Source organism: Alteromonas sp. G5_S2_22_S1, assembly GCF_054968525.1.
This window is the reverse complement of sequence record NZ_JBQKUJ010000003.1, coordinates 71,970-89,792: the sequence shown is the minus strand read 5'-3', so window position 1 is coordinate 89,792 and position 17,823 is coordinate 71,970. Positions and strand designations below refer to the sequence as shown.

At 44.4% G+C, this 17,823-nt stretch carries 19 protein-coding genes; 14 read left to right on the top strand and 5 right to left on the bottom strand.

The features are described from left to right. Positions 1 to 12: 12 nt before the first annotated feature. Positions 13 to 1,167 carry a bifunctional chorismate mutase/prephenate dehydrogenase gene (tyrA, locus tag ACTRWF_RS04755; RefSeq protein ID WP_015066669.1) on the top strand — a complete coding sequence of 385 codons (1,155 nt, stop codon included), beginning with the start codon at positions 13 to 15 and terminating at the stop codon, positions 1,165 to 1,167. 60 nt (positions 1,168 to 1,227) lie between these two features. On the opposite strand, the gene pheA is transcribed toward tyrA, so the two are convergent. The 3 genes from pheA to yciH form a co-directional block, all read right to left on the bottom strand. Next, entirely contained in the window at positions 1,228 to 2,481 is a 1,254-nt protein-coding gene (gene pheA / locus ACTRWF_RS04750) for a prephenate dehydratase (protein WP_015066670.1), read from the bottom strand. Between the two features lie 239 nt (positions 2,482 to 2,720). Continuing rightward, positions 2,721 to 3,521: a response regulator gene (locus tag ACTRWF_RS04745; RefSeq protein WP_020743180.1), complete on the bottom strand. Its 801-nt coding sequence runs from the start codon at positions 3,519 to 3,521 to the stop codon at positions 2,721 to 2,723. A gap of 59 nt (positions 3,522 to 3,580) precedes the next feature. Continuing rightward, on the bottom strand, positions 3,581 to 3,913 hold the full coding sequence (gene yciH / locus ACTRWF_RS04740; RefSeq protein WP_015066672.1) for a stress response translation initiation inhibitor YciH: 333 nt from the start codon (positions 3,911 to 3,913) through the stop codon (positions 3,581 to 3,583). A gap of 171 nt (positions 3,914 to 4,084) precedes the next feature. Between yciH and ACTRWF_RS04735 the strand changes: the two genes are divergently transcribed. The 10 genes from ACTRWF_RS04735 to ACTRWF_RS04690 all read left to right on the top strand — a co-directional run bounded on the left by ACTRWF_RS04735 (position 4,085) and on the right by ACTRWF_RS04690 (position 13,414). Continuing rightward, positions 4,085 to 4,390: an STAS domain-containing protein gene (locus ACTRWF_RS04735; protein WP_015066673.1), complete on the top strand. Its 306-nt coding sequence runs from the start codon at positions 4,085 to 4,087 to the stop codon at positions 4,388 to 4,390. Between the two features lie 16 nt (positions 4,391 to 4,406). Then, complete coding sequence (locus ACTRWF_RS04730; protein WP_462835180.1) at positions 4,407 to 6,083, top strand: SpoIIE family protein phosphatase; 1,677 nt, start codon at positions 4,407 to 4,409, stop codon at positions 6,081 to 6,083. Between the two features lie 158 nt (positions 6,084 to 6,241). Then, positions 6,242 to 6,685 (top strand): tellurite resistance TerB family protein, encoded by a 444-nt coding sequence (locus ACTRWF_RS04725; RefSeq protein ID WP_024015990.1) that lies wholly within the window; start codon positions 6,242 to 6,244, stop codon positions 6,683 to 6,685. A gap of 174 nt (positions 6,686 to 6,859) precedes the next feature. Continuing rightward, positions 6,860 to 8,944, top strand: coding sequence for a putative bifunctional diguanylate cyclase/phosphodiesterase (locus ACTRWF_RS04720; RefSeq protein WP_024015991.1), 2,085 nt, complete (start codon positions 6,860 to 6,862; stop codon positions 8,942 to 8,944). A 287-nt stretch (positions 8,945 to 9,231) separates the two neighbouring features. Beyond that, on the top strand, positions 9,232 to 9,513 hold the full coding sequence (locus ACTRWF_RS04715; protein WP_023559576.1) for an EF-hand domain-containing protein: 282 nt from the start codon (positions 9,232 to 9,234) through the stop codon (positions 9,511 to 9,513). Positions 9,514 to 9,563: 50 nt separating this feature from the next. Beyond that, positions 9,564 to 10,973 carry a sensor histidine kinase gene (locus ACTRWF_RS04710; protein ID WP_015066678.1) on the top strand — a complete coding sequence of 470 codons (1,410 nt, stop codon included), beginning with the start codon at positions 9,564 to 9,566 and terminating at the stop codon, positions 10,971 to 10,973. Between the two features lie 2 nt (positions 10,974 to 10,975). Then, positions 10,976 to 11,560: a hypothetical protein gene (locus tag ACTRWF_RS04705; RefSeq protein WP_287149350.1), complete on the top strand. Its 585-nt coding sequence runs from the start codon at positions 10,976 to 10,978 to the stop codon at positions 11,558 to 11,560. Further along, positions 11,557 to 12,897 (top strand): sigma 54-interacting transcriptional regulator, encoded by a 1,341-nt coding sequence (locus ACTRWF_RS04700; protein ID WP_462835179.1) that lies wholly within the window; start codon positions 11,557 to 11,559, stop codon positions 12,895 to 12,897. The genes ACTRWF_RS04705 and ACTRWF_RS04700 overlap by 4 nt, the downstream gene beginning before the upstream one ends. A gap of 161 nt (positions 12,898 to 13,058) precedes the next feature. Next, positions 13,059 to 13,241 (top strand): flagellin N-terminal helical domain-containing protein, encoded by a 183-nt coding sequence (locus tag ACTRWF_RS04695; protein ID WP_015066681.1) that lies wholly within the window; start codon positions 13,059 to 13,061, stop codon positions 13,239 to 13,241. Further along, entirely contained in the window at positions 13,226 to 13,414 is a 189-nt protein-coding gene (locus ACTRWF_RS04690) for a flagellin (protein ID WP_462835237.1), read from the top strand. Before ACTRWF_RS04695 ends, ACTRWF_RS04690 begins: the two co-directional genes overlap by 16 nt. An 11-nt stretch (positions 13,415 to 13,425) precedes the next feature. Here ACTRWF_RS04690 and ACTRWF_RS04685 read toward each other — a convergent pair whose 3' ends face one another. Beyond that, the gene (locus ACTRWF_RS04685; RefSeq protein ID WP_462835178.1) at positions 13,426 to 13,908 is read right to left on the bottom strand and encodes a GAF domain-containing protein; all 483 of its coding nucleotides are present in this window, start codon (positions 13,906 to 13,908) and stop codon (positions 13,426 to 13,428) included. Positions 13,909 to 13,986: 78 nt separating this feature from the next. Further along, on the bottom strand, positions 13,987 to 14,820 hold the full coding sequence (locus ACTRWF_RS04680) for a DUF72 domain-containing protein (RefSeq protein ID WP_462835177.1): 834 nt from the start codon (positions 14,818 to 14,820) through the stop codon (positions 13,987 to 13,989). 248 nt (positions 14,821 to 15,068) lie between these two features. Between ACTRWF_RS04680 and aspS the strand changes: the two genes are divergently transcribed. Genes aspS through ruvC form a run of 3 tightly spaced genes read left to right on the top strand, consistent with a single transcriptional unit; the run spans position 15,069 to position 17,791 of the window. Then, positions 15,069 to 16,829 carry an aspartate--tRNA ligase gene (aspS, locus tag ACTRWF_RS04675; RefSeq protein ID WP_015066685.1) on the top strand — a complete coding sequence of 587 codons (1,761 nt, stop codon included), beginning with the start codon at positions 15,069 to 15,071 and terminating at the stop codon, positions 16,827 to 16,829. A gap of 3 nt (positions 16,830 to 16,832) precedes the next feature. Continuing rightward, positions 16,833 to 17,273, top strand: coding sequence for a dihydroneopterin triphosphate diphosphatase (gene nudB, locus ACTRWF_RS04670; protein WP_015066686.1), 441 nt, complete (start codon positions 16,833 to 16,835; stop codon positions 17,271 to 17,273). After that, the gene (ruvC, locus tag ACTRWF_RS04665; protein WP_014948862.1) at positions 17,273 to 17,791 is read left to right on the top strand and encodes a crossover junction endodeoxyribonuclease RuvC; all 519 of its coding nucleotides are present in this window, start codon (positions 17,273 to 17,275) and stop codon (positions 17,789 to 17,791) included. The genes nudB and ruvC overlap by 1 nt, the downstream gene beginning before the upstream one ends. Positions 17,792 to 17,823: the final 32 nt, after the last annotated feature.

Sequence of the window (17,823 nt, the reverse complement as noted above, 5' to 3'; positions counted from 1 at the left end):
GGACAAGACACAATGGCCGAATTTTCGCAGCAGTTAAAAAAGCTTGATACGCTGCGTGAAGGTATCGACGAGCTGGACTCTCAGCTCGTCGAGTTACTCGCAAAACGCAATCAAATAACCACTCAAGTCGGGCAAATAAAAGCCGAAGCTGGTATGCCTGTATACGTACCTGAGCGTGAAAAGGCGCTTATCGCCTCACGCCGTGCGCAGGCCGAAGCATTGGGTGTATCGCCTGACTTAACCGAAGACCTGTTACGTCGCGTAATGCGAGAGTCTTACCATACTCAAAATAACAATTATCGCTGCGTTAAACCTGATGTGGATAACGTGGTTGTGATCGGCGGGGCAGGTGCCCTTGGCCGAGTATTTGTGAGTTTGTTTGAACGCAGTAATTACCAGGTTTCAATTGTTGAAAAAGAGGACTGGGAGAGCGGAAAAGCGACAGCGCGGCTAAGCGTTGCATCTTTAGTTGTTGTGGCCGTACCCATCAACTTGACCGAAGCCGTTATCGAAAAGCTCACCATGTTGCCGGACGATTGCGTACTAGCGGATATTACCAGTATCAAAGCAAAGCCGTTAGAGGCAATGCTTACGGTGCACAAAGGCCCAGTGGTGGGGTTACACCCTATGTTCGGCCCAGACGCCCCGGGTATGATCAAGCAGGTTGTTGTGGTGTGTGAGGGACGAAGCCGCGACAAATATGCTTGGTTAATCGAGCAAATGCGCATTTGGGGAGCGACCATACATGACTCTACTGCGCAAGAGCACGACCAGGCCATGGCCTATATACAGGTTATGCGCCACTTTAACACCTTTGTGTATGGACAACACTTAAAAGGTGAAGATCCTAACTTGGAATCGTTGACCATGTTTAGCTCACCAATCTATCGGCTAGAGCTTGCAATGGTGGGTCGGTTATTTGCTCAATCACCTCAGCTCTACGCAGATATTATCTTTAATAATCCCGACAACTTTGCCCTTCTTAGACGTTTTTATGAGCGATTTGGCCTTGCGTTGTCGTTGCTTGAAAGCGGAGATAAAAAAGGGTTTGTAGAGCAGTTTATGAAGGTGGGGGCATGGTTTGGTGACTACGCGAAAAAATGCCTGGTAGACAGCAAACAAATGTTGTTAAAAGCGGATGATGGCCAACTATTACGGGATAAATAAGTATTCGGTATCAGCGACATAGGTAAAACGAAAGGCGAGCTTAAAGCTCGCCTTTTTGTACTAGTCAGCTAATGCACTTGCCGCAGCTACTTTAGTCGGGCTAATTTCTTCACTTGGGTAGCATCCAAGTACTTTGATGTAGCGCGTTATGCCACGTAGTGAGTCTAGCGCATTTTGAACGGGGCCGTCCTCTACGTTGCCCTCAACATCAATATAAAACATTTCTTCCCATGGGTTACCCGGAATAGGGCGTGACTCTAGCTTAGTCATGTTAATACTGTTTTCTCTTAGCACTAGCAGTGCTTCAACCAGCGCCCCAGGTTTTTGAATGGTCGACATCACAAGGGTGGTCTTGGCCGGCACTTGAAGTGGCACCACAACAGGGTTGCGCGCAACGACAATAAAGCGACTGTGGTTTTCTTTTTGATTAGCTAAATTACTCTTAATTGCCATCAAGCCATATAAGTTACCGCCAGCTTCACTGCCTATTGCTGCCACATCGTCCCGTTTGAGCTCGCTCACGGTCAACATGGCAGATGACGTGCTGTCCATAGTTTTTACTTCTACATTGCCTAGCTCCGCAAGGAAATGGCTGCACTGAGTAAAAACTTGAGGGTGGGCGTACAGCGTTTTAATTTTATCTATGCTGGTATCACTTCCCACTAAAAGAGTATGACGGATGGGGTGAGTGAGCTCGCCAATAATACTTAATTGGGTGTGCTGAAGCTGGTCGTATACTTCGTTGATACTGCCAGAAGTCGTATTTTCAATTGGTAGTACCGCATAGTCAGCTTCTGTGCTTTCCACTTTATGAATGATTTCGGCGAAACTCTGACAGCCAATTTCTAACAGCTCGCCAGGGCGACGTGAGAAGTACTTCTGTGTTGCAAGGTAAGAGTACGAGCCTTTGTCACCCAAAAACGCCACACGGTTTAACGGAAGCGTGCTACCAGGATTTGCGCGTTCAGCAAGCATTGCCTGTTGGTTTAACACCGAGTCTTCAATAATGACATGGAAAATTTGAGTCACGTAATGGGGGTCTAGTCCAATATCTTGACCTTCTTTTATCAGTCGTACTAAGAGCTGCTCTTCGCGCTTTTGATCTCTCACAGGAATGTGATGTCTAATTTTTGTCTCAGCGACTTCATTAGTTAGCTTTCTGCGTTCTGAAAGTAAGGTAAGTAACTCACTGTCTAGTGCGGTAATTCGCTCTCTAACAGTATCTAGTGCATTGTCTGACATATCATTCCCGTGCGTATCTTGTAAGAAAATTCTGCTAAAAAAAAACCTCCCGGGTGGGAGGTTTTCATGCATGTAGCTGCGCCTCCCTAATAAAAGGATGTAAACGCAAAAAAGAAAATGGCTACGTGCTTTATATTCTGTTTCATGCCTTTGAATGTATGTTGAACACCTGTTGGTGTCAACCCATTTTTACAATAAGTGTTATTGTTTTTGTTATGGTGCACTTGAAAAAGTGATAAAAATAAGCTCGCCGTAGATTTTATGAGATTAATCTTCTACGGCGAACGTTTAAGGGGTGTATGAGGAAGTCATTAATTCCCGAGTAGGGCAGATAGCATTTGTCTTACTTCATTTGGCTCAAATGGCTTGTCACATAGTGCATTAACACCGGTCTGCTGGATATTTGCCATATGCGCACTATCAGCTGCCTCTGAGGTCACCATAATAATAGGGATATGGGTGGTTTCGGGGTTAAAGCGTATAAACTCAGACAGCTCGCGGCCGTCCATTTCGGGCATGTTGTAATCGGTAACTACTAAGTCAAAAGGCTCGTCTTTAATGAGCGTAAGTGCAGCGGCACCATTTTCAGCTTCTCGAATACGCTGTAGCCCCATGCCTTCAAGAACTCGACGTATATGATTTCTTGCCAACTTACTGTCATCAACTAGCAATACGCGGACGTCGTGAACGTCGAATAAATCCAGCTCAAGTTCGTCGTGATTAATTAAATCTAAGCTTGCATTAAGCGCGCGAGACAGATGGAGAGGTTCGAAGGGTTTAGGTAGAATGGCCGCCACTCCTGCCTGTTTAAACTCTTCTAATTTGCTGAGTCTATTTTCACTGGACACAAGCATGAAAGGAATACTTTTAAACGCTTCATCTTCTTTTATGAATTTTAGCAGTTCTAAAGCGGTTCCATCCTCGTAGTACATGGCGCTCACGATAAGGTCGGCGCCGTGCGCTTTTACAGCAGAACGGGCCTCTGAAAGGGTACTGACAGGGTCAATTTCCTTAACGTTTTCTTTTAATAGCAACGTAGTAATGATTTTGCGTTGCGTATCAGATGGTTCAACCAAAATAATATGTAAATCAGAAATTGACAGCTTTTCCATTTCAGACTCTTTTTGCTATATGTTTATGAAAAAGGGAGCTTGTGCGCTGGTGCGTTTAGTTAACCACCAGCAAGCTTAACTTTGTAACCTTTGTCGGTAAGCAGTGCTCTAAGTTTTTCTCTGTCATCGGTTTGTACCTCGATAACACCGTCTTTAACTGCACCGCCGCACCCACATTTCTTTTTAAGTTCTGAGCCTAGTTTCTTTAGATCGTCAGAAGGTAGGTCTAAACCTTTAATTAGAGACACGCCTTTACCCTTTCGACCTTTGGTTTCTCTGTGAATGCGAACAATGCCATCCGAAGAAACCGAGCGCTCATCTGCTTTTTGCTCAGGCTTTATTTTGCCACTCTCTGTACTGTAGACCAAAAGAGCGTCTTGCCAATCTTGCATAAATACCTCAATACGTTTTGTCTTTCCATCTTAATGACCTTATCTAAAACATAATTATACGAAAGTTTTAGATTTCACTGATGGCGATGTAGAAAAGTTCAACTAAGATAAGAATAGCAAAGATAAAAGCATCTGATGAAGCATTTCTGCGCACAACGTTAGGGAACGCATATGGAAATAAGGTCGAGCTATCAAAATCAGGGACAAACCTTGATTATTGATGTGGGAACAAAATTTGATTTCAGTAAAGTAGAAGACTTCAGAAACGCCTACGATAAAATTGACGATGATGTTTCGCACATCGCCGTTGATCTATCGCAAACCGAATATATGGACAGTTCTGCATTGGGCATGCTGCTTAATATGCAAAAATCTTTAGCTAACAAGGAATTGTCATACAGCATCGAAAACGCCCGTCCTCAGGTTGCGAAAATTTTAAAAATATCTCGTTTCGATAAGAAATTTGACATTAAGTAACGGCGAAGTGACGGCTGTGAAAATCCTTATTGTTGATGACGAAGCCATCAATCGTACATTATTGACCAATATGCTTTACAGCGCTGGTTATAAACACTGTATTGAAGCGGTAAATGGTGAAGAGGCGATACAGCATTTTATCGAAGAGCAGCCTGATTTAGTTTTGCTTGATGTGGTTATGCCGGGTCTTTCAGGCTTTGACGTTGCCGTGCAAATCCGCCAACTTGCAAAAGGTCCTTACTTACCTATTCTTTTTATTACCGCTTTAGAAGATAACGAAAGTTTAGTTCGCTGTCTTGAAGTTGGCGGAAATGACTTTGCGACTAAACCCTTCGACCGTCACATTCTAACTGCCAAGATTAAAGCGCACTTAAAAATACGGGCGTTAAGTGAGCACGTAGAGCAGCAAAACCAGAGGCTTAGGTTGTTTAACCAGCGGGTTGCCCGAGAGCACGCTATCGTTGAGCACATTTTTAGCCATGCCATCGTAAATCGGCCAGAGGTGTTGTCGCATTTTGACTGCTTTTTAAAACCAGCTGAAACGTTCAATGGCGATTTGTTTCTATGTGAAGCTAGCCCAAGTGGAGGGGTGTACTTTGTAGTTGGAGATTTCACAGGTCACGGCCTTGCCTCGGCTATAGGCGCGTTACCGGTGACACAGGCTTTTCAGGAACTCAGTCACCAAGGGGTATCCATTGCTGAAATAATCTGTGAGTTAAATCGCATCCTCATTACGTTTCTTCCAAGTGACATGTTTATGGCAGCGGTAGTAGGCGAGATCAACGCTGAAGGCAATCGCGTGAACCTTTGGCAAGGCGGTATGCCAGCTGTCATTATTCCCGCAAAAACAGATATGTCCTTGAGAACCATAACATCAAGACACATGGCGTTAGGTATAGTTGACGAACACGAACTCAATACCGATTGCGACGCCATTCGTTTAGGGCCTAACGAACAACTCATAATCTGTAGTGATGGTTTGATTGAAATTGCCAATGATAAAGGTGAGATGCTGCTTGAAGAAGGGTTGATTGATATCATTAAAGATCAAATGCAGACCCATGAAAAAATTGAAGCCGACTCCCTTTTTCTTAGAGCGAAAGCACATTGTGGTGCAGCGTCATTCCACGACGATGTCACCTTAGTCGTATTTACTGCCAAACCTATCAATATTCCTGGTTCACAGAAATTCGATGACGGGCTACCGTCCGTTCACGACATTGCCCTAGATGCGAAGCATTTAAAGCAACCAGATATTTTACAGCGAGTGTTGCAATTGGCAGGTCAGTGTGAGGGCATACAAAGTATTCGTTCAATAATTTATACCGTATTGTCTGAGCTTTTTAATAATGCCCTTGAACACGGTATCTTAAAACTAGACTCTAAACTCAAAGCTGATAGCTCTGGTTTTCAACAATACTACGAAAATCGCGAGGCCTCTTTGCAGGTACTAAATCAAGGGCGAATAAATATTCGGGTTGAATCTGTACCATCAGACGGCAAAGTCCTTATCTCAGTAGAGGATAGCGGTGATGGGTTTGAGTGGGGCGGGGGGCGCAAGTTCTCTACTGCTTGCAATACTCAGGAAGAAAGTTACGGGCGTGGCTTGCCGCTGATACATGCATTGTGTGAACGAATATGGTTTGAAAAAGGAGGCAGTAAAGTCGTTTGTCTTATCGACACGCAAAGTTAGGTCATCGCCATGCAATCTATTGCACAGGCTAAAAGTGCCTAAACTATCCAACCTATTAAGCAATTAATCGAATTTCTCTTTTTCTTAGTAAACATAATAGAAATACTCGTATCTGCGTACACCAACGCGCACAAAGGCCACCCAAACTCTGAGGATTTATGCTGAAATCATTCCTTAAACTTTTTGAAGACTCTCATAAACAGAACGAACCTGCCTATACTGTGGAATTAGCGACTGCAGCTTTGCTCAGTGAAATCGTTAGTGCTGATAATCAAGTTACTGAGACTGAACGGGAAGAATACGAGAAGCAGCTAAGAAAACACGTTAACGTTGATGATGATGCGATGGCGCTGCTTCTTAAAAGAGGCCAAGAAACCGCAGATGATGCCATAGACCTTGTACATTTTACGCAAGTGCTGAACAAGCATTGCAATGCTGATGAAAGAGTGCGTGTTGTAAAAAGCTTATGGTCAATCGCTTATGCTGATGAATCCCTCGCCCCGCTTGAAGAAAGCACAATCAGGCAAATTGCTGATTTATTATACGTCCCTCACAGTCAGTACATTAAAACGAAGCTGGACGTTGTTGAAAACACTCAGTAACACTTGGGTTTTAACAAGCGCGCCATAGGTATTTAAAAATCCGTTTTATTTTCTTATCTCGTGCCGTACTATTGAGCGCATAATAATAACGAAATCGATACTGCGTAATGGTTCTTTTTACCTATTGCATATCGCCAGCTTGGCAAAGGCGAAGTAGTTCAGTAAGGCACAAACGTGTTTAAAACCTTAAAAATTTCTGTCGGGTTAGTCATATCCGTTTCTATGGCTATTTTGGCCACATCAATAGCTATTGTAAATAAGTTAGAACACAGTGAGTCAGTGATGACTGTTGTCGCGGATAATACGGCCGCGCTAAGTAACTCACTTGCGTTACAGCTTTCGATTTTAATGCAAAAAAATCCAGGTAATAATGCGTTACTTTCTTCTGTATTCCAACCGGTTAAAGAACACCCATATCTTCTTAGTGCAACCCTTTACGATAATGATTATAGGGTTATCTCGACAGTACAACCCAAGCAATCATTAAAATTTGACGATGAGGCAGTACCTACCTCTCCAGAGAATGTACCTTTTGGTATTGCACAGTATGAAGACGTGATCACCGCACATCAAATCATTGGCAGTAGCCTTTACCCAATGGGGCACCTGGTTATTTACGTTGATACCAATGAAGTTAAGGCTTCAAACTCAACTCGCCAACTTATTAAGCAAGTGCCATTTATTTTAGCATTCTGGCTATTGTGTACGGGAACATGTTTCTTTATTTTCTACCGTCTTCTCTCACCTTTAGCATCGTTGGGGAAATTTACCCAAGAGGTTTATGAATCAAAAGATTACGCGCTTAGAAACTCGATAGAGTCTTCTAACGAAGTCGGTCAGCTTGCCCGTAACATCAATAGCTTGCTGGATGCTATTGAAGTGGAGCTGCTGGTTAACTTTGAACAAAAGCAAACCTTGGTGGACCAGCAAGAGACCATGTCGAGGCTGGCTAATTTTGATAGCTTAACCGGATTGCCTAACCGACAGTTCGTACTTGATAACTTGCGTTTAGAGTTAGCAAGAGCGAAAAGAAATGACGAAGACTTATTGCTTCTATTTTTTGATTTAGATGGCTTTAAGGGTATTAATGACTCGTTAGGCCATGAAACTGGCGACCTTATTCTTATCGAAGTGGCAGATAGGGTGCAGTGTTTATTGCGTGATGGCGACCTGTTTGCTCGTTTAGGGGGCGATGAGTTTTTAGTGCTTCCTGATAGAGATGCTTCCACCGAACAAGCGCAACGTCTGGCTACCCGATTAATCACCGCTTTTGATGAGCCTTTTGAGCTTCGTGGGCTGTCATTGACCGTAGGTCTGAGCGTGGGTATAGCTACAGCGTCAGATGCAGGCTATGACCTAAGTGAGCTTATGAGCAATGCAGATTTGGCCATGTACCGGTCGAAGGCCAGGGGAAGAGGCAGTTACACGTTGTTTACGCCAGATATGGTCGAGTCTCATAAGCGTAAGCTTCATTTGGCAAACGGCATTGAACAAGGACTCTTAAACGATGAGTTTGTTGTTTACTACCAAGTTAAAGTGAGTAATGAAGGTGAGGTAGTTGGCGTTGAAGCATTAATCCGTTGGGAACACCCCGAGTTTGGGCTGGTTATGCCCAATGAGTTTATACCCATTGCAGAGCAAGGGGGCAAAATAACGGCCATAACCCGCTGGATCATCAAGCAAGTTTGTATTGATATGCCAGATTTAAAGCAATGGGCTTTAACACCATTCAGAGCGTCGATTAACTTATCGGGGCACGACCTGAGGAGTAATCAACTTTTTGACTATATCTACAATACTTTCAATTTATATGACATAAATCCAGAAAACGTTGAGTTTGAGGTTACCGAAAGCGCTTATCTTGAAAATTTTGCTTTATCCAATAAGTTTTTCAGACGAATATCGAATATGGGGTGTGCTATCGCCCTAGATGACTTTGGTACAGGGTATTCGTCGTTAAGTTACCTCACTCAAATTAATATCGATACATTGAAAGTAGACCGGCAATTCGTTACGGAACTTCAAACTTCCGAGCGCAGCCGACTGGTTACCGGTGCAATTATCGATCTTGCAAAGCGCCTTTCTCTTTCTGTTTGTGCTGAAGGTATAGAAAACCATGAACAGTGGGATTACCTCAGAGAACACGGGTGTGACAATGTTCAAGGCTTCCTGTTTAGCAAGCCTATCCCTCTTTCTGCGCTCGTGCGTTCTCCCTGCCGTTACGATGCCTCCGCGATGGCCGAGCACCGCCTACTGTGAACCTTTAACAGCTATTGTTATGGTTTCACAGTAGTGTTTCTTTATTGCAACACAATTTCTTTGTTCCTTTCATTGTGAATATCTAATTTTACAAAAGTCATTGATTTATAAACTATTTTAACTGTTGGTCTGAAAATGGCATAATAAAATTCAATGCAATTATGATAGTGGTTAATTGAAGACTAGTGATAGTATCTAGCAGCCTTTTTCTCTCTTCTTATTGTTAATGATTTGAAGCTAGTTAAGAGCGAAAGAGAAGGATTTTATAAGCATTTTGCGGAGGATTCATGATGAAACGTCTCGAAAAAGTTTTCATAGCACTTTGTGCTGTAGCTGCAGTACAAGCCATATCCGTAGCGGATGCGCACGCAAACCCCGCGCGCACGTTATTGCAGCAGTTAGACACAAACAAAGACGGTCTTATTTCTCTGAAAGAGTCAGTGCGCCATACTGGGCTGTTGCGTAATTTTGGGTTAATAGACGATAACGAAGATGGCAAGCTTTCTGAAGCCGAATTGGTGAAAAGTGAGTTAACGCCGGGTAATAAAAAGCTCACAGCAAGTGAGTAGATAAAACATGACAAACTAATGAGGGTAAGGTTCTGATAAACAAGGTTTCGTTGAGCGAGCGCTTAGTACAGCTGGGTTCGCTGAGGCAGTTAACGCTAGGTAGTTTTTTACTTGCCCTCATTCCCCTTATTGCCTTACTTTGGCAAAGTCAAAGCGACTTGGCTAAAGTGGGCAAAATGACAACACTAGAAACCCGTTTTGTGGTAGATGTTGTTAGCGATATGCAGCGCCTTGATAATGCCGTTGTTGACGTTGAAAGAAGCGTTCGCCAATTTGCCGTTTTGAGAAACGAACAAGTAGCATCTCTTTCCGACAATGCAATAGAGCAATTTGCCGTAGCCGCAGATAATCTTTGTCAGGCGTTGTCGATACCCACGACCTGCTCTCGACTTTCTGAGCAGCTATCCCAATTAGCTGAATACCGAACTATTGAAGATCAACTGCTGTTGAATGCCTATTTAGCGTCAGTTGGCGACAGCGTCGAACTACTACGTGACGATGTTGAAGCGACAATTAACGAACGGGTTAAGCTTCAACAAGACGACCTAAACGCAATGCAAGCGAAGCAAGCGTGGTCTACCGCCATGCTGGTCAGCGTATCGTTGCTTCTTATACTGTTAGGTAGTCAACTTATAGTTAACCCCGTTAATAATCTCAAAAAAATTATAAGGATAATGGCGCGAAGTGATGGCCAGTTACCGCCGTTGTCGCGTCAGGCACCCAGAGAGTTGATTGATGTCGAAAAAGACTTACATTGGCTTTATGACAGACTTCAGCAGCTTGAGCACATAAGAACAGCACTGTTACGGCACGCCGCCCACGAACTAAAAACCCCTTTAGCAAGCATAAAAGAAGGGTGCAGCTTACTTTCTGAAAACGTAGTAGGCGAGCTGAACAAAGGGCAGCGAGAGGTTCTCTCGCTACTTACAGCAAGTACTCAACGCTTGAACACGCTTGTTGAAAAGCTACTCGACTATAACCTTCTGTTACAGCAAGCGCAGCCTAAGATGGTATTAAGCGATGCCAACAAGCTAGTTTCGGCATGTTTAGAAGACTATGCATTGGCTATTCAAGATAGAGAGGTTGATGTGAATATTACCTCACCCGAGGTTAAAATAGACGAGGAATTATTTAGAAGAGTTCTTGATAACTTGGTGTCTAATGCTGTTGCACATGGTGCAGTGGGTAGACCTATAAACATACATCTTTATAACGATAATGATAATCTTGTACTAGACGTGGCTAATCGCGGTAAACGCATTGCTCCAGAGTCAGTACACACCTTATTTGAACCTTTCATTCGAGGAACGGAACCGAGAAACGATAATGTTATTGGGACTGGGTTAGGTTTATCTATTGTTGCCGATTGCGCTCGACTAATGCATGGTGATGTACGCGTGGTAGATGTAGACTATGCCGATGTTTGCTTTAGAGTGACCATTCCGCAGCAGGAAAAGTAAAAATGAGAATAAGTGGTTTAATTGTCGCCTTACTGGTACTGACAGGATGTCAGAGTTTAACCAGAAATAACGACAACACCAACGAGGCCGAAAAGGTCTCGCCGGTAGCAAAAGTAGAGCGCGGTTTTTGTTTGTTTGATGAACCGCCACAAACCTTTGAACACAATTGCGATGCAACCTATTGGTTAAACAAATGGATAGACGCAGCGAACCAACCTTGGCTTAAGCGCAAGCATACGTTGAAGTCACTCAGTGATTCGGTATATGACACTTTGCACGCTTATATTCTGACGCTACCGAACGACACGCCGTATCAAGACAGGCTAAGGGCTCAACTAGCGGTGAATAACATTGCGGGTGGGTTTACGCCGGCTGCGCAAGAGTTAATTAATGTTGTTGCGGGGGCACAGAATAACCAAGTCATGCAGCTCGAATCAGCAATGGTAGTATTAGAGCAAGAAAATACATCTCGTGGCGAGCAGCTAGAAGCGCTAAACAAAGAAGCAATAAACTTGCGCAAAAAATTAGAAGAATTGTTGCAAATTGAAGCAACACTGATGGATAAAAACAGGAGTACACAACAGTGAGCGAAAAGGCGAGTAGTAACCCTAACTTATTGTTGGTTGATGATGATAAAAGCTTATTGCGCTTATTAACCATTCGCTTAGAAGGCGAAGGTTATGACGTCACGGCAGTCGAAGATGGCCAGTCTGCCCTACGCAAACTGCAAAATGACAGCTTTGATGTCGTGTTAAGCGACCTGCGTATGCCGGGTCTTGATGGGTTAAGCCTGTTTGAAGAAATAATGGGAATTAGGAAAGATATCCCCGTTATTCTAATGACAGCTCACGGCACCATTGCCGATGCAGTGGCGGCAACGCAGCGCGGCGTTTTTGGTTTCTTACCTAAGCCTGTGGATCACGACGAACTACGCACTTTACTTCAAAAAGCGTTAAGCCAGTCTCAAGCTGCGCAGCCGGGAGACTGGGCGAAAGATATCATTACTCGTTCTCCAGAAATGCTCAATGTGTTAGACCAAGCTTTTCGTATAGCTAAACGGGAAGTGTCAGTGCTCATAAGCGGAGCTAGCGGCACGGGAAAAGAGCTGTTAGCCAATGCTATTCACAAGGCTAGCAATAGAAGCGATAAACCATTTGTTGCCATTAACTGTGGCGCATTGCCAGAAAACCTTCTTGAATCAGAATTATTCGGTCACGCAAAAGGCGCGTTCACTGGAGCCGTTGCCGCTCATCCAGGGTTATTTAGGGAAGCCGACGGCGGCACTTTATTTTTAGACGAAATTGGCGATATGCCCATGACGCTTCAAGTGAAGTTGTTAAGAGCGCTCCAAGAACGTCAAATACGCCCAGTGGGCAGTAGTAAACATGTCGACATCGATGTGCGTATCATTTCAGCCACCCACAAAGACCTGCACAAGGAAATGGAAGAAAGCACGTTTAGAGAAGACTTGTATTACCGCTTAAACGTGGTGAATTTAAAACTTCCGTCTCTAAAATCTCGTAGCGAAGACATTCCGCTGTTGGCGCGTTCTTTATTACAGCAAAGTGCGCAGCGCCACGGTGTTAACGTTAGTCAGTTTTCTGATGACGCTATGCAGCAGCTGGTAACTTCATCTTGGCCGGGTAACGTACGTCAATTAGTCAATGTTGTAGAGCAGTGTGTAGCATTAACGCAAACGCCGGTGATCCCGCTTCATCTTGTTGAGCAGGCACTGTCTGCTACCAAGCAAAGCTGGCCAACACTAACCGAAGCGAGAGATGCCTTCGAGCAGCAGTACCTACATAAGTTATTAAAAATGACTGACGGTAACGTAACGCGGGCCGCTGAACTGGCTGGTAGAAACCGCACAGATATGCATAAGCTTATGAAAAAACATGAGTTAAATGCGGCCGATTTCAGGTAGTTAACTTTTAATTCTTTAAAAACTAACGGCGCGCCAGATAGCTTAAATACCGCCGTTAGTTTTTCTTAATTGTTCTTTAGTATGTTTTTTGACCTGCCACGCTGATCGCCAGCCGTAATCGACTATCTTTATATAAGGTGTTATGTATATGGTGATCAACTATGTTTTTGCATACCAACGTGGCAGCGCAGCAGGCCACTAATACCTTATTTGGCGTCAATAAAGGGCTTAGTCGTTCTTTCGAGCAACTTACTTCAGGGCTTCGCATCAATAACGCTAGTGATGATGCCGCTGGCTTACAAATTTCAACGCGCCTTAGTAATCAAATATTAGGTCTAAATTAGGCCGTTCTAATACAAGCGTAAACGTTGAACGAGCGAACGCGCAAGTTACACAGTCGGACTATGCCAACGTTACGTCCGAAGAAACGCGGTTTTCAATAATGCAACAAGCCAATATAAGCGTGTTATCTATGGCTAATCAAATACCACAAAACGTAATGTTTTTATTGCGTTGACTAACACTAAACTATTGCAAATGCTCTGAAAAGATAATGTTTTCAGTAATACGTGCGTACTGTTTTAATGTGTCTATGTTGTCACTAGAAAACGCTTTAGGCTCGTCATAAAGTAAACAAAGCGTACCTAATTCATAGCCATCCTTGTTACGCAATATAAATCCGGCATACGCTCTAATGTAGGGCTCACCCGTAACTAAGGGGTTATTCGCAAATATTTTGTCGGCCTTGGCATCAGGGACTATCAAATACTCTTCTTCAGCAATCGCGTAAGTACAAAAAGAGATATTACGTGGCGTTTCTGTTGCATCCATACACTGTCGAGATTTAAACCATTGGCGGTCTTCTGCCACAAGGCTAACTAGAAAGGTTTTACATTTAAATTCTGTTTGTACTTGTTTCGTTAATGCATCGAGCTGTTCGCTGGGGGACGTGTCTAAAATATCTAACGATTCAAGCGCGGCAAGACGCGCCTTTTCATACTCATGGTTCATTGAAAGTCTATCGCGGTAATCTAAATATGAAAAGCTAGACCCACTAGTTTACAGTTTAATTAGAATAATACTATGCATTTAGAATAAAGGGTTTTGCTCAGGCTGGTGTTTTATCGAGAGGTTATTAAAAGCACGTGACGATGCTTGATAGTTATATAAATCAATAAATTGCTGGGCAAGCCAAGGGGCGTCTTTGTTATCGGGGCGATGGCAAAAGAAATACACGTCTTTCCCGTCATTTAGCCACTGATGGACTTTCTTTACCCACGGCGTTAAGCAGCGAAGGTTATCATCGTCTACATCGTTTCCAACGAACCGAACTACAGGCGTACTGCCGGTGGCAATCACATTAACTGGCACCCTAGGCTTCTTGTCTCTTACCTCTTCAAGCAGCGCATTATTACAGGGGCCTGTGAAAAGCGCCCGAGTATCCATAATTATGCGGTTAGCGTTATGGCGAATTAAAACCTGATTTAGCGCTTTTTCTTCATCACCCTTGGCAAAAAACGCTAAATGGCGTACCTCGACCGCTACATTCAGTTCACTGGGCAGGGCTGCGAGAAACTGTTCCAATACGCCCAGTTTATCTGGGCCAAACGATGCGGGCAATTGCAGCATCATCACGCCTAATTTGTCTCTAAGAGGGGTTAGCAGTGAAAGCTGTTGGGCAACTTCTTCCTCACAGTGCTGCAGTTGATGCACATGCGTTATATTTTGGTGAAATTTAAAGGTAAAGCGAAAGTCATCGTTCACCGAGTTAGCCCAGCGTATCACCGCGTCTTGGTGAGGTAGCGAGTAAAACGTGGTATTTCCTTCCACCGTATTACATTCTTGGGCATAAATCGAAAGGGCGTTATCTGACTTCGGATAATTCGCGAACCACGTATTAGGCCAGTGGCTGTGTTGCCACATTGGCAAACCAATGTAGAGATTTCCGCGGGATATGGCTGAATTGTGCATATTTGTCATTGGGCTTTAGCAAGCATTTGTTTATACTATGCGGCCTTTAAATCATTACATTATGCATGTAGCTGACGGGCCAACTCACTGGCCAGAGAGTTTACGCGAAATTAGTCAAACTAATAAGCCCAAAACTCTGTTTAAAATTACGTCGAATTTACTACGTGCCGAGCAAGAGAAATTATCAGGGGTCAACGACCATGCGCACAGATTACTGTGGGAATATCGATTCATCATACATTGGACAAGAAGTTACCCTTTGCGGGTGGGTTAACAAGCGTCGCGACTTAGGCGGTGTAATTTTCATCGACTTACGTGACCGTGAAGGTATCGTACAAGTGGTGTTCGACCCAGACCTACCAGAGGTGCTATCTGTTGCTAATACCCTGCGCAGCGAGTTCTGCGTTAAACTTACTGGTAAGGTGCGTGCGCGTCCTGAAGGACAAATCAATAAAGATATGCGCACAGGTGAAATTGAGATCCTTGGCACTGGCCTTGAAGTGATCAATAAAGCTGACGTATTGCCGTTAGATTGGAACCAAGAAAACTCAGAAGAGCAGCGCCTTCGCTATCGTTACCTTGATCTTCGTCGCCCGGTAATGAGCCAGCGTTTGCAGTTTCGTGCAAAAGTAACCGGCGCAGTACGTCGTTTCCTAGAAGAAGAAGGGTTTCTTGATATCGAAACACCTATTCTTACTAAGGCTACACCAGAAGGTGCCCGTGATTACCTAGTACCGAGCCGTACCCACAAAGGTGAATTTTTCGCTCTTCCGCAATCGCCCCAGCTATTTAAACAATTGCTTATGATGTCGGGTATGGACCGCTACTATCAAATCGTTAAGTGTTTCCGAGATGAGGACTTGCGTGCTGACCGTCAGCCAGAGTTCACCCAAATCGATATCGAGACCACGTTTTTAGACGCCGATGGCGTAATGTCTATTACAGAGCGTATGATCCGCGATTTATTCAACAAAATGCTAGATGTTGACCTTGGCGACTTCCCGCGCATGACCTATGCAGAAGCCATGAAGCGCTTTGGTAGCGATAAGCCAGACTTGCGTAACCCGTTAGAGCTAACAGACGTTGCAGACCTGCTTGCAAACGTTGACTTTAAAGTATTCAGTGGCCCAGCAAACGACCCGAAAGGTCGCGTTGCGGCTATCCGCGTACCTGGCGGCGCCTCACTATCGCGCAAGCAAATTGATGAGTACACCAAGTTTGTAGGTATTTACGGCGCGAAAGGCTTAGCGTGGATTAAAGTTAACGACGCTACAGCAGGGCTTGACGGTCTGCAGTCGCCAATTCTTAAATTCTTAACAGAAGATATTACCAATGCAATTATTGAACGCTCCGGTGCTCAAAGCGGCGATATTCTATTGTTTGGCGCAGATAACTACACGGTTGTTACTGAAGCGATGGGCGCACTTCGCCTTAAGCTGGGTGAAGATTTCGAGCTTCTTGAAGGCGAATGGAAGCCGCTTTGGGTTGTTGACTTCCCAATGTTCGAAGAGTTTGACGGACAGCTTCACGCTATTCACCACCCGTTTACCGCACCGCGCGGCCTAACGCCTGATGAGCTTAAAGCCAACCCAGCTGAAGCCCTATCTGACGCCTACGACATGGTATTAAACGGTGTTGAATTAGGCGGTGGTTCTGTACGTATTCACAACGAAGATATGCAGTCTACTGTATTCAATATCTTAGGCATTGACGATGAAGAAGCGAAGAACAAGTTTGGCTTCCTGCTTGACGCACTACGCTTTGGTGCGCCGCCACACGCTGGCCTTGCATTTGGTTTAGACCGTCTAGTCATGCTTATGACAGGCGCAACCTCTATTCGCGACGTAATGGCGTTCCCGAAAACGACCACAGCAGCTTGCCCATTAACGTCGGCACCTAGCCCTGCAAATCCTCAGCAGCTTGAAGAACTTGCTATCGCTACGGTGAAAAAGCAATCGTAATTTATGGCGTATAAGAAGCCTGAATCTGCACTGGTAGTGTTGTTTGATCAACACTACCAAGTGCTGCTTTTACAGCGACAAGACGACCCCACCTTTTGGCAGTCGGTAACCGGCGCGTTAGAAGAGGGTGAGCTACCCATCGAAACCGCTTATCGCGAGGTGTGTGAAGAAATTGGTATTGATGCCAAAGCACACGGGTTTGTCCTTAACGACCACAAAAAACAAAATCAATATGAAATTCGTAGCCGTTGGCTACATCGCTACCCGCCAGGTACTGTGCATAACACAGAACACGTATTTTCCCTCCAGATAAACAGTGAACTACCCTTAATTTTGACTGAGCATTTGCAATATGAATGGGTGTCGAAAGAAGAAGCGTTAGCGCGTTTATGGTCCCCCTCCAATAAAGAAGCGGTATCTTTGTTTGTACCGAGTGTGCCTTAATGGTTATACTGGGTATAGATCCAGGTTCTCGGATTACAGGCTACGGTTTAATTGCGCGTAAGCAAGGTAAACTCGTGTATGTGGCTAGCGGTTGTATTCGCGTTGGTACGGCAGATTTGCCTTCTCGCCTTGCAAATATTTTTACCGGTGTTGGCGATATTATTCGTCAATATAAACCCGACCAGTTTGCTATTGAGCAAGTATTTATGGCGAAAAACCCTGATTCAGCGCTAAAGCTTGGTCAGGCCAGAGGGGCCGCCATTGTGGCAGCCACGCAAGCGCAACTTCCTGTTGCTGAATACAGCGCAAGGCAAATAAAGCAGTCGGTAGTTGGAAAAGGTGGCGCAGATAAAACACAAGTTCAGCATATGGTAAAGCACCTGTTGAATTTAAGTGGCACCCCACAAGCCGATGCCGCAGATGCCTTGGCCGTTGCCTTGTGTCATGCACATACCGAACAGAGCCTGATAAACATGGCAGGGCAAGCCCGAAAAACCGTTCGCGGCCGCTTGCGTTAACGCTGCCTAAAGCTAACGCTTTTACAGAGATA